This is a genomic window from Neorhizobium huautlense, from assembly GCF_030811685.1.
In the GTDB taxonomy this organism is placed as follows: Bacteria; Pseudomonadota; Alphaproteobacteria; order Rhizobiales; family Rhizobiaceae; genus Neorhizobium; species Neorhizobium huautlense_A.
The window spans coordinates 74,663-85,743 of record NZ_JAUSRF010000011.1; the positions used below are offsets into that span (position 1 = coordinate 74,663).

At 53.8% G+C, this 11,081-nt stretch carries 13 protein-coding genes and 1 pseudogene; 7 read left to right on the plus strand and 7 right to left on the minus strand.

All coding sequences use genetic code 11. The features are described 5' to 3' along the window. The first annotated feature begins 600 nt into the window (after nt 1-600). Entirely contained in the window at nt 601-1,314 is a 714-nt protein-coding gene (locus J2T09_RS16900; protein WP_306836770.1) for a Crp/Fnr family transcriptional regulator, read from the plus strand. Nucleotides 1,315-1,327: 13 nt separating this feature from the next. Here the strand turns inward: J2T09_RS16900 and J2T09_RS27605 are convergent, their stop codons facing one another. From J2T09_RS27605 to J2T09_RS16920, 5 genes are all read right to left on the minus strand, one after another. After that, nucleotides 1,328-1,594, minus strand: a complete 267-nt coding sequence (locus tag J2T09_RS27605) for a DUF982 domain-containing protein (protein WP_373458495.1) — start codon at nt 1,592-1,594, stop codon at nt 1,328-1,330. 28 nt (nt 1,595-1,622) lie between these two features. Then, nucleotides 1,623-1,994 (minus strand): ArsR/SmtB family transcription factor, encoded by a 372-nt coding sequence (locus J2T09_RS16905; protein WP_153353715.1) that lies wholly within the window; start codon nt 1,992-1,994, stop codon nt 1,623-1,625. A 1,175-nt stretch (nt 1,995-3,169) separates the two neighbouring features. Beyond that, the gene (locus J2T09_RS16910; RefSeq protein ID WP_153353623.1) at nt 3,170-3,406 is read right to left on the minus strand and encodes a hypothetical protein; all 237 of its coding nucleotides are present in this window, start codon (nt 3,404-3,406) and stop codon (nt 3,170-3,172) included. Between the two features lie 105 nt (nt 3,407-3,511). Beyond that, nucleotides 3,512-3,706, minus strand: a complete 195-nt coding sequence (locus J2T09_RS16915; RefSeq protein ID WP_209018652.1) for a hypothetical protein — start codon at nt 3,704-3,706, stop codon at nt 3,512-3,514. A gap of 241 nt (nt 3,707-3,947) precedes the next feature. Continuing rightward, nucleotides 3,948-4,214, minus strand: a complete 267-nt coding sequence (locus J2T09_RS16920; RefSeq protein WP_153353622.1) for a DUF1488 family protein — start codon at nt 4,212-4,214, stop codon at nt 3,948-3,950. 742 nt (nt 4,215-4,956) lie between these two features. Between J2T09_RS16920 and J2T09_RS16925 the strand changes: the two genes are divergently transcribed. From J2T09_RS16925 to J2T09_RS27610, 3 genes are all read left to right on the plus strand, one after another. Continuing rightward, entirely contained in the window at nt 4,957-5,136 is a 180-nt protein-coding gene (locus tag J2T09_RS16925) for a hypothetical protein (RefSeq protein ID WP_153353621.1), read from the plus strand. Between the two features lie 226 nt (nt 5,137-5,362). After that, nucleotides 5,363-5,530 carry a hypothetical protein gene (locus J2T09_RS16930; RefSeq protein WP_306836776.1) on the plus strand — a complete coding sequence of 56 codons (168 nt, stop codon included), beginning with the start codon at nt 5,363-5,365 and terminating at the stop codon, nt 5,528-5,530. Continuing rightward, nucleotides 5,530-5,703 (plus strand): helix-turn-helix domain-containing protein, encoded by a 174-nt coding sequence (locus J2T09_RS27610; protein ID WP_373458504.1) that lies wholly within the window; start codon nt 5,530-5,532, stop codon nt 5,701-5,703. Before J2T09_RS16930 ends, J2T09_RS27610 begins: the two co-directional genes overlap by 1 nt. Nucleotides 5,704-6,571: 868 nt before the next feature. Here the strand turns inward: J2T09_RS27610 and J2T09_RS16935 are convergent. Then, nucleotides 6,572-6,775, minus strand: a complete 204-nt coding sequence (locus tag J2T09_RS16935) for a hypothetical protein (protein ID WP_153353620.1) — start codon at nt 6,773-6,775, stop codon at nt 6,572-6,574. Nucleotides 6,776-7,020: 245 nt separating this feature from the next. On the opposite strand from J2T09_RS16935, the pseudogene J2T09_RS16940 reads away from it, so the two are divergent. Continuing rightward, nucleotides 7,021-7,265 (plus strand): annotated as a pseudogene (locus J2T09_RS16940) (NAD-dependent dehydratase); the annotation flags it as partial. A 296-nt stretch (nt 7,266-7,561) separates the two neighbouring features. Beyond that, on the plus strand, nt 7,562-7,978 hold the full coding sequence (locus J2T09_RS16945) for a hypothetical protein (protein WP_306836779.1): 417 nt from the start codon (nt 7,562-7,564) through the stop codon (nt 7,976-7,978). Nucleotides 7,979-8,439: 461 nt separating this feature from the next. Here the strand turns inward: J2T09_RS16945 and J2T09_RS16950 are convergent, their stop codons facing one another. Continuing rightward, on the minus strand, nt 8,440-9,021 hold the full coding sequence (locus tag J2T09_RS16950) for a DUF1349 domain-containing protein (protein WP_132278957.1): 582 nt from the start codon (nt 9,019-9,021) through the stop codon (nt 8,440-8,442). Nucleotides 9,022-9,402: 381 nt separating this feature from the next. Between J2T09_RS16950 and J2T09_RS16955 the strand changes: the two genes are divergently transcribed. Beyond that, nucleotides 9,403-10,626, plus strand: a complete 1,224-nt coding sequence (locus tag J2T09_RS16955) for an MFS transporter (protein ID WP_306836782.1) — start codon at nt 9,403-9,405, stop codon at nt 10,624-10,626. Nucleotides 10,627-11,081 lie beyond the last annotated feature (455 nt).

The window sequence follows — 11,081 nt, forward strand, 5'->3', positions numbered from 1 at the left end:
CGCACGGCTTGCTCCAATAGTTGACCGCTTACAAAGTTGGCTATCGTGGCGTTCAAGCCATTGTTGTCAAATGGGTCCCATTAGCGGGCCGTCGGTTCATACCCCTTCAAGACCTTAGGTGAAGGGCCTTTGCTCACCGCAAAATCAAGTGCTATCTGTCCCTTGCGTTTCCAGGCCTTCGGAGCGAAAACTGCGAGGGTGTCCGATATCGGACAGAATTCCTGAGTTTACGACAAGCGATCCTTCGCAGGCCAGCAGCCATACAGAAATATTAGAGCATGCTAATCTATTGTGTGGTGATCAGAATTTTTCATGAACAGTCGTGAAACAAAGCGCTTCAGAAGCACGCGATAACATCCTGGGTTACGACTTCGCCCTTGGGTAGAAAATGTCGTCACGAATATTGAAGGCTTCGTTTGATATGCTAGTCGTTTAAGAAAAGTCCTGTTTCGGACAGACGCCCCGTGGCCCTTGTGTCAGGCCAATTTGCTGAACATACATAAGCCACGACAGAAGCTGACAATGAGACATCGTTCGCAACTTCATGGCGCGTACGGCTAGGAGAAAATCATTGCTCTTGCCCTCACTGAGGTTAAGAGAATGGGCATTCTTTCGCAAACAGCCACTCGAAATCGTATCCTTCGCGCGCTGAGCCCGAGTGATTTCGCGGGTCTTATTCCCTATCTTGAAGAGATTGAGCTGCCCCGACTTTATCAAATGTCGGCACCAGGCATGATCACCGACTATTGCTACTTCTTAGAGTCCGGCCTTGGATCCATTGTCGCTGAGGTGACAGGCGGCCGAAAGGCAGAGATCGGCATTTTTGGCTATGAAGGGATGTCACCAACATCAATGATCATGGACGCGCCGACGACACCATACTCGACGTTTATGCAAACCTCGGGGCGTGGTTACAGAATTCGCAGTATCCGACTGTCCCACGCCGTTGAAGGAAACTACCGGCTGAGATCGCTGCTTCTGCGATTTGCACAGGTGATGTCTGTCCAGGCATCCTATACAGCGCTTTCAAACGCAACGGACAAAATCGAGCAACGCCTCGCTCGTTGGCTATTGATGTGTCACGATAGAACCGACGGTGAGAAAATCGTGCTGACACACGAGTTTCTATCTGTGATGCTTGCCGTCAGGCGACAAAGTATCACCACTGCCTTGCATGTTCTGGAAGGCTTGCACCTCATTGAAGCAAAGCGAAATGAAATAACCATTCATAATCGGCCCGGTCTGGAAGGCTTTGCCGGTGGCGCTTACGGTCCGGCGGAGGACGAATACCGAAAGCTTATTGGCCCATTCTGAGCAATGGATCAAATTAATCGTCTTGTGAGCGGTGTGCGTCTTCGTCAGCGCAGGCGGCGATAAAGGGCTTACGGCACATTTCTGAATGAACACTGCCCGTTAAAGCAAGCTGGCAAAGGTCATGGGCACGCCAGTAATTGTGTCCGGACTTATAGCTGAATGTCTTTAAGTGCCTCAGAGCGTCAGCCGGTCCTCTAACCGTCCTCGTTAGGAGAGCGTCTTCACCGACGTGCACCGGCACCTTCCAGCGGAGCGAAAACCGAACAGCAATGATGCTCATTGTGGTTTCACTGAAATCTGCATGATGCTCACGTGCTTGCAAGCGCGGCCAGATCTACCTGGAGCGTTTCAGCTTCGAGCAAGGAGAGCTCCTGCGGCAGATCTTCGACCCCATAAATTTCATAAAGCGCCTTGAGCAGCAACCTGACCCGGGGCGACTTGCAGGAGTAGAAAATTGTTTGGGCATCTCGTCGTGTGGTGACGAGCCGTGCTCCACGGAGCTTTCCAAGATGCTGAGAAAGAGCAGACTGGCTCAACCCAACTTGGACGGCAAGCGAGCCCACGGACGTTTCATGCTGCCTCAGAACATCCAGAATGTGCAGTCGTTTTTCGTTCGCCATCACTCCCAAAAGACTGGAGGCTTGGACCACGGCGTGTGGGTCGACGAGTAAGGCCTGCATCTTCGGCTCCCAGCCATGCTCGACCACACCACGAACAAGCGGCGCAATTGAAGCGGTTAGATCTCGCGTACGCTCGACTTTAATTGTGGGGCGGTGCAGATTTTGTAACACTGTTTTATATTTATCACAATATAGGTACACGAACATATGGCCGATACCGTCCAAACGCGGCGCAACGAACTGCTGCTTGCCCAGATAAGCGTAAAACCGCTGACAAATCTCGCCTTTCTGGCTCACTGCGACCCCAAAAGATTTACATCCGCCTGCTTGCTGGCATGCCGATAGACCTTTTATTGTCCGATATCGGACACAAAATGCTTGCCTCGTTAGTTACCTTGCTTGACGTATCGCGACACTTAGGGCGGACTTCTCGGCGTTGTTTCTCCATCTGGTGCTTGGTACGTGGAAGCTTTGCCTCAGGTGCGAACTCGCTGTCGGCCCACTTGTCTACCGCTACAGCGGCGCTGCCGAAGAAGTGGAGGCTTTCGTCCCTGATGCTGCTGGTCGGTGGAAGCCTATGCGTTCCTTGGCGAAGTCGGGCGCCGCACAACCGCTTTCGGCGCCTGCTGCTAGGTGGGGAATTTTCTGGTACTGCTTCGCCCCGCTGCATCGATCGTCGCAGCGGAACCTCCTCCTTTATGGCTTGCCGCGCAACCCACCACCCACTCGATCCAAACGTTGAAGCGCTATCCGAAGCAGCAGACCTCCTTCTTGCCAATCGCTACCTGGTTGATTGAGTAGCGTGATTTTCGGATGCTCGAAGGAACTTCTGACAGGTTGGGGTCGTTCTTAACTTCGAGAACCTGTCCGTCATTGGCCAGCGGTTTCATGGCTTTCTCACTTTGTCGATCGACGTCGTTATTTTCGATGCAGGGAGCTTGGCTTCGGCGAGAAACTCTTCCTCCGTCGCCAAAGCACCAATCTTCAGATAAATGCGCTCAGCGTCGTCATCGCCAAGTCGGTATTTTTCGCGAGTTCGTATATAGCGGAGCGATCGTCGGCGAACTGCGGCTTCTTGGTTTCGTACTCGATCATTGACTGCTCCTGCGGTCATAGGGGGACGGAGTTCTGATTCTGGGTGACGACGCTTAGAGGTTGGCGCGAGTGGTCACGTTTGCGAACACCGTATCGTGAAAGGCGGAACTGGGCCCAAACCAAACTGCTGTCAGAGCTGTTCAGGCGACGATCAGCGGGGCTAACGTTCTCTCAAATTCTTCTTTGGATATAGGCCACGCCTCGATTAGCCCATCAGATGACAGGAACATGGTCATCGTCGTATGGTAGGCTTCCCATGTGACATCGATCGGCTCCTCGTCGAACTGCAGCTCGAAAACGCCTGGGGCATGAGGTCGTGACATTCCTGGAAGCTGGAACGGCCCGCTGATGTTTATGCTTTTGACTGTCGTTTTCATGGTGCAAATTCCGTACTTGAAAAATATCGTTCGCGTTGATAGCTGACGTGTTAGCAGCTGTTGCCTTGGGCATCTCAATCGGTATGTGGCAGAGGTTTTGCCCAGCTAGACCTGCGGCATCTGATCCGGAAATGGGATCGTTAAATCCGGCAGGTTCAACCTGATGCGCTGACCGGACGCCCATGCAAGGGCGTGGGACTCAGTCAGAAACTCACGCTCGATCATGACACCCTGTTCGACGACGCGAACATTCCATCTATCTGGAGCAACGATAATCGAGACGAAATCGCAAAGGGTCATGACAATCCTTGGGTGAGCATTTCCGGTGATTGCGCCAGCTATTTGCCGGCATTTCTGAGAAGGTCTATTTCCTTGGCGATCGGACCCAGAAGCTTGCGCAGCCGGTTTTCTTCGGCATGATCCAAGCGAAACCTTTTTGCAAATTCGCTGACAAGTACTGTTTTGGGTGGACTTGAGTGGACCAGTGGGTCCGACTTGGGTGGGTGATGCACGGCCATATCCTTTCAGGATCACGGTATCATCAACGAAAATGCGTAAGGTCCAGCATGATGGTGCTGCTTCGATTGACGGAATAGGCAGAGGTTGCAGCTTTCAGAATTCTTGGCCGAAGGGCATCAAAAGATGTAAGATATTCACCCTCGCTCGCATTCCGATGAGATTTCTCGGAGGCTAGAACTTCGGTTGCCAAGTAGAACTTTATTTCGAGCATCCCGTCATAGCCGGTGAAACGTACACAGCGGCTTTTGCCGTCAAAGCTGCGGGCTAGATTCGGAAACGAAATACCCATTACTGGCCACCCTCATCAGTCCAACGGTCTATCGCTTGTTCTTTCGAAGGCCGGACAATGGAAACCTGCTCCCCTCGACGAGAGATAGCTTGGGAGAGGGCGCTTTTTGTCCGGGAGCCGCGGTGGAACTCGGCAGTAAGGAAGATCGACGCCTTACGTTTCACATCTGAGCTTGCGAGGGAATGGACGCCCCGAAGTCCAGCACCTCTCAAGACTTCTCTGATAAGGGTGAAATTGGCGTTGCTAAGTGCGGCGGTGGCTGGGTTGGAAGACATGCCGTCCTCCTTTGTTGGGGCAAGGTTTTGCACCCTTGGTAACAGCGCCCTAGAGACAAGCTGTCACTACGTATATAAGTCGTGCGCGATTTCGTAATTGCAAGGCCATTTCTTAAATTGAATCGAATAGTGTCAGATTGGAGAATATAGTTGCACATTATGCACGCGAACCATCCATCGAATAAATTGTCACGCCGCAGATTCTTTACGTTGAAGACCTAGTTTCATTTTCTGAAAAAATAAAATCAATACTACACACCCTGTTATTTGTTTAAAAAAATCATAGTTGTACGTATACGAGGTCGCAGTTGACCCCTTAACTTCTAGAGGCTGCCGCCATGACACCAACTTTTATTGCCACGGTTGCAGCGGTCTGTTCACGGACGTTGTCATGCCAGGCACACTACCTCCCAGGTACTTCGGGGGCGGAGCTGGCTGCCGAGGCTCGGGCTCTAAGACCTGCAACGTTGATCGTCTACGCCACTGGTGATCCCTCGGCAGTTCGTGGAGAGCAGGGTGCGATCGTCGTGTCCAAACCCTACGACGCGGCGAAACTGGCAAGAGCAATTGCCAGCGCGCAAACTGAGGATTCGGCAAGCCAGGACATCCGCCGCAGCGAGACGAGCGGCGAAAATGAAGAAGTCTAACTGCTCAAAACAACTCTCACCAATCCGTGTCTCTCCGGCGAATTTCGCCATCAGCTTTTAGGTAGAGGTTTCTGCATGGTTGCGCGAGAAAAGGCGAAACTGGGTGTCGCAGGACTGGACGGCGGTGGTTGCCCGTGAAGTCTGAACAGTTGCGGTCGCCCGTTGAGGTAGAAACAGGCCAGCCGTTGAGGTAGAAACAGGCCAGCGAATCCGTCACCGTCACACTATGACCGATCAGGATAACAAGCTCGCCGAGCAGGGGCTCATCGCCCGCGTGCTGATGAAACTGGCCGATGAGCTTCGGGAGCTTGCAGAGGCACCGCTTTTTGCGCCTGAAGATGTTGCAAACGATGATCGCGCCCCGTTGCCAGAGCAAGCTCGCCCGTCTGCATGATGCCGTTGCACCCACAGCAAAGCCACGTTACTCCGTCAGATATCAGCACAGATCGGAATTACGAGATAGCCGCTGCGAGCTTGCGCGGTGATAACGTGTCTGAAATCGCGTCAAGACATGGCATCTCTCGGTCACACGCAAGTCAAATCATTAAAACAACGCCTGGATGGTAGCGCGATGCAATGAGCGAGAGATCCCAGACGCCCTTACGGCTCGGGCCGCTATCGCGATCTATGGCGCGTAATCGGCTTATGGTCCTCGGCGAGCGACAAAGCTGAAGTCGAGAGCAGATCCATGGAGATAATGCGTTCACCCGCTGGCCGGCGAGTCATAATGAAAGAAATTGTTGACTGGCTGCGCTCCGATGATCGACCGAGAAATAGAGAATCTGAATAGGCCCACCATCATTGTCGAATGCACGAAATCGGACAGATCGGCTCTGGATCTACAGTCGCAAAACGAATCACCTTACGATAGTTTCTGGGCGCGGCGACAGTATCAGTGCCGCCGGGAAGTTCGGTTCGAGCCTTTCTTTCGCTGGATGGCGGCCCCTCTAAGTCCAGCCGCCCATCTCCGCACTCCCCTTTAGCGACTAACTCGGCGGTTTCCTCCGCATCAACTCAGACCGCTTCGGCGGGCTTCTTGTCCACCACGCGGGTAGGCTCGTCAGCGGACCCAGGCGTTAGTCCGAGGACCATAAGCGTTACGCCAGCCAGAAAGAAAAACCCTGCGAGCGAAACAGGGAAACAAGATCATACATGAGAGCTTTTTCACTGCGACATTCGGAGGCCTAGAAACCTCCTTCCCCGCGCATCGTTCCCATACCGCCGCCACGCCTAGCTGCATAGCTAACCAAATTCTAACGGGAAAAGCACAGCTAAGTCTGGATCGGTTGCTGTGCGCAGGAGAGACTTGCCTCTCCCCCCGGGAAGCGCGTAATACGTGTGTCCCACGGATTGGCAAGGCACTGACACACCCAGCACCCGCTTACTCGCGAAATCTGGAAGCCGGGCGCGCTTAATAGCGCCGTTTCGCTTCGGCTTAGTCATCCACCAACGACAGCAGCCACTCGAAAAGCTGCATGAAGTCCCGGCCTGTTCTCTGAAGGTCGTCAAACATCATCGATAGTTCGCGATGAATCACAATTCCGGCGATGACGAGGATCAACACCACGATCCAATGCCAGATTGGGGGCTTACGTTTCGGCGGATGCTTTACGTCTTCGGCAGGTGCATCGGTGCTCAAAATCGCTCCACTCTCATTTCCTCCAACGCGATAAACGAAAAAAGCCCGCCACCTGGTCAAGGCGGCGGGCACAGACTGGATATGCATGAAGTCTAAAGTATAATGCTATAAACATCGCTGTCTACCCGATACTTTAATTTGCTTGCGTGGTTCTCCGAGGCTGCACTTCAACCACGCGGTCGATGCGAAGCGTCGTGCCGTCAACGGCACTCTTGACGCCGCTAATGGCTTCCATGAGCTGCTCGCTGCAAGATCAGATGGCAGCGGATGCCGAGAAATGGCGCAAAATTGTAGGTCGTCACAATTTTGTCGAGATCGACTTAGCGCAACTTGTTTCTCGTTGGCATACGGATGCAGATCTTGGACGACCGATCGAAGTGGTAACGGATATGTCGAAAAGCCGTAAGCTTGGCTTCCTCGACTACTAGGCTACGGATGATGCACTTTTCAACTGTTCGAGCGATTGAGGGATGATCGAATTATCCCGTAAGCTAGAGCTTCGCGCAGGCCGTCGCAGACGGCTTGAGAATAGTTCAGGATTTCTTCTCTGGTCATTTTCTGGTTTCCAGCAAGCTGCTGTGCGTCATATCAGCACTTTAACGTGTGACACACGTTTTTGGCCCTACAAATATTTGGTTACGCTCAATATTCCGTGTCCGCAATTGGCGCTAAGAGGCCGAGGAACACTATACGCTAAGCTGGACGTACCAACCTTTCCCGCATAGCTTAAAAGATATCCGGCGAACCCAGTGTAGTTCAATTCACAGCCTCAGCAACGAAAATTCTATGTATTACCCGACGATAAAAGTTATTGTTCGCTTCACACTATGCCCCATCATTCCTGCGCCAATTATCAGCGCAGTCATACTTTCACTCGACCTACATGAGTTCACGGGAACCGTTGAGTGGTACTATTGGCTTCCAGCCTACGTAGGGATGACCCTCTGGGTCTCCTTGTGTGCGTTGATTTTTTTTGGGGTACCGGCTCTCATGCTGTCTGTCGTCTATGCAACGCTACAATTAAGGCGATCCGCAAAGCATTTGTTTCTCGTATCTTTGTCAGGCGGCGCATTGGCGTTCATGTTCAACGGCCTGTTCCTGCCACCGCTTCACGAAATTGCAGCGATCACTCTCGGGCTGGTGACTTCCTTATTGGCCGCGCTCTTTGCACTCCCAAAGCAAACTACTTTAAGTTACGACTAATGGTGAACTGTGTTCCACAGCGCCACGACTGCCAGTTTTTCTAGGCTTCGTCCTGGAGGACATAATGGCGGCATGCGGCTCATAACCTGAATGCCTGTACATCGGGGATGTCTCCCTTTGGCGCGAAGCGGAAGATAGCTGGTGACGATAAGCTGCCATTTGCTAGATCCATAAGGCTATGCGACGTCCTTCCAAGTGTCGAAGCGGCGCGGTCCTTTCAATTCAATGGCTTAGCTTGGCAATCCCGAAGAACGCCAGTTCGATTCCCATCAAAGCGAAGGCGCCCGCCGGGCAAATGGCTTAAACTTCTCTGGAGTTCACGCTGAACGGTGGCTTTTCACCTCGACCCCAGCTGTACACGCCGTCGTTTGCCTTTCCTGAGCGGTCATCATTCTCGGCGAAGTCTCGTCGGCTTCGCACCAGAATCAGACGCTCGGCGTCTGTATAGAGCGCTCGGGTGGCTACGTCAGATCGTGGAGGTCTTTACCCAAAGCCCGCCCGAATCGCCACTCACTAAATCTCACCTCCAAACCTGCACGCTCTGGAGTGCAGCACATTGGGCCAACCAGGTAATGATCCGCTTCTGGGAATGGGCAGAGGCGGACCAATGGCCAAGCTTGCCCATCGTATGAGGCTTGTATTCTCAGAACGCCGCTCTGGACTGTCACCCTGATCCAAAAATCTGATGGGTCGCCGTCATATCGCCCCGTTGCCCAGTCGGAGGTTTCATTGGTTAGCACACTGCCGAGCAAGCCATATCCGTCCGAGAACTCGATCCCGGTCTTGACCCACCGTCTTTCGTCGAGCCTGACCATGAGGCCAGCTTGGTCGTAAAGATGTTTGAAATGTGCCTGGATCCGAACCTGGGCGGTGAAATCGCGTTGGGCCTGGAATGCGTAGAAGTGGCCGCTGTCGCGCACAAAGCCATAGTGTGTCTCTCGCCAAAAGTCCGTGTTGGCGTCGGTCGTTACGGAAAGTTCAGTATTCGAAGCTTCTGCTTTTGTGGGCTCATTGAGCCACCGTCCATTTTCAAGACTCTGCAACGGTGTCTCCTTATGACGACTAGCGGACTTGCTCAGCACATCCCCTGCAAAGCGGTTAGTTCCTAGAGAGCCCAATTGCTGCCAACAGGCAAGCTCTGAGAAGGCATCTTACGCTCTGGGCGGCCAAGGCGGTCTGAACCGCCGCGAGCAACTTGAAAGCGGGCTTCGTGTCGACGGGAGTTTGTCCCGTTCGCGGTATGAGCGGCGGCTGAGTCGGTCGGCCTCAAATTTTGGAAGAGGGCACGCCAGACCATAGCCTCGGATGTCGGTTAAGGGTCTTCGTCATCGCGCCATGGCGAAACAACGGCAACACTTCGATCATGACCGAAGCTTCTGGTCGTTGAGCCTGCGATAAGGGCTAATGACCAATGGAACGCTTTCATGACATCTAAAGCCTCATCATTTTTCGGCTGGCATGTGGTCGCTGCCACTTTCCTCGTCGCTATGTTTGGCTGGGGGGTCGGTTTTTACGGACCGCCCATCTATTTGCAGATGGTGCTTCAGCGGACTGGATGGCCCTTCGCGCTCGTATCCGCCGCTGTCACGCTGCATTTTCTCATTGGAGCGGTCGTCGTCGCAAACCTGCCTCGACTTTATCGGCGTTGGGGCGTTCCAGTGACAACGTCTGCCGGAGCGGTTGTGCTTGCCATCGGTGTCGGCGGGTGGTCACTGGCCAGCCATCCTTGGCACCTTTTTGCAGCTGCTCTTCTGAGTGGGGCAGGTTGGGTTGCCATGGGAGCTGCGGCGGTGAATGCAATTATCGCTCCATGGTTTGTCCGCAAACGTCCGGCAGCACTGTCCATGGCATACAATGGAGCGAGCGTGGGTGGCGTAGTTTTTTCGCCCTTGTGGGTCGTTCTCATCGCTTGGAGCGGGTTTTCACAGGCTGCGATGATTGTCGGGATTTCCATGACCGCCACAGTCGCGGTCCTGTCTGCTCTGGTGTTTTCCAAATCGCCAGAAGCCTTGAGGCAGTCTCCAGACGGAGCGAAGTCAAACCAAGTGCAGACGATGGCAGCGTCTTCGCCGGCTCCATCCCTGGCACGCGGTTTGCTGTGGCGCGATCGTCGCTTCATAACGCTCTCAGCGGGTATGGCCGCCGGACTGTTTGCGCAGATAGGACTGTTGGCACATATGTTTTCGATCGTTGTTCCTTTCTTTGGTCCGCAAGGCGCGGGCGTACTGATGGGTGGCGCAACCGCTGCTGCAGTTGCGGGGCGCACTGGCATGGGCTGGTTTATGCCGGTTTCGGCGGACCGCCGTCTTATCGCTTCCGCAAGTTACGGCGTCCAGGTCATCGGCTCCGTCACGCTTCTGCTGGCAGGTGGAGACCATGCGGCTGCAATGATAGCCGGGGTCCTCCTTTTCGGCCTGGGCATTGGCAACGCTACGTCGCTCCCGCCTCTCATCGCACAGGTGGAATTTGACAAGGCCGATGTTTCACGAGTCGTGCCGCTGATCGTGGCTCTTAGTCAAGCGACGTATGCCCTTGCACCCGCCGTGTTCGGCATCGTCAGGACAATCTCCGAACCTGGCGTTTTTATACTGGCGGCGGCGATCCAACTTGTTGCGGTAGCGACCTTTGTTTACGGCCGCCAAAAATGACCGATTCGAGTCCAGTCCCGACCCCGGCGGCAAGAACCCTAATGTCCGTTTCTCTGTCAACGTGCCCTGGGAACGCGCGGTCGGCAATCTGGCTCAGATCGGTCGTTCTCCATACGGCGTACCGGCGTTTTCCGCTAAGCAGCTTCCGTGCGTTAGTTCTCGCATAACAGGGTCGGAAGTTCGAATCCTATCAAGACGTAAGACCTGCAGTAGCAGTGAATAGCTTAGCGGCTGCAGCAGGACGGCGCTGTCAATGCGGCATAATGGTGCCATTCGTTAGTGTCGTTTAGCGCGGCAGTAAGTGCTTGCGGCACCACCACCGACAACTACCTTGAATAAGGCACCAATGAGTGCCCGCTGCCTCTAAGTCGGCACGGGACAGTTTGGTCCCCGAAAAAGTAGCTTCAGGCCATCCGTCCAGATGCCGTAAGCCGGATCTTATGCGGGTATAATCA

Coding starts and splice junctions, on each gene's coding strand:
- J2T09_RS16915 (WP_209018652.1), bottom strand. CDS start 3,706: ATGACCCTTTGCGATTTCGTCTCGATTATCGTTGCTCCAGATAGATGG.
- J2T09_RS27610 (WP_373458504.1), top strand. CDS start 5,530: ATGCCGTTGCACCCACAGCAAAGCCACGTTACTCCGTCAGATATCAGC.
- J2T09_RS16920 (WP_153353622.1), bottom strand. CDS start 4,214: ATGGGTATTTCGTTTCCGAATCTAGCCCGCAGCTTTGACGGCAAAAGC.
- J2T09_RS16955 (WP_306836782.1), top strand. CDS start 9,403: ATGACATCTAAAGCCTCATCATTTTTCGGCTGGCATGTGGTCGCTGCC.
- J2T09_RS27605 (WP_373458495.1), bottom strand. CDS start 1,594: ATGAGCATCATTGCTGTTCGGTTTTCGCTCCGCTGGAAGGTGCCGGTG.
- J2T09_RS16900 (WP_306836770.1), top strand. CDS start 601: ATGGGCATTCTTTCGCAAACAGCCACTCGAAATCGTATCCTTCGCGCG.
- J2T09_RS16910 (WP_153353623.1), bottom strand. CDS start 3,406: ATGAAAACGACAGTCAAAAGCATAAACATCAGCGGGCCGTTCCAGCTT.
- J2T09_RS16905 (WP_153353715.1), bottom strand. CDS start 1,994: ATGCAGGCCTTACTCGTCGACCCACACGCCGTGGTCCAAGCCTCCAGT.
- J2T09_RS16945 (WP_306836779.1), top strand. CDS start 7,562: ATGTATTACCCGACGATAAAAGTTATTGTTCGCTTCACACTATGCCCC.
- J2T09_RS16930 (WP_306836776.1), top strand. CDS start 5,363: ATGACCGATCAGGATAACAAGCTCGCCGAGCAGGGGCTCATCGCCCGC.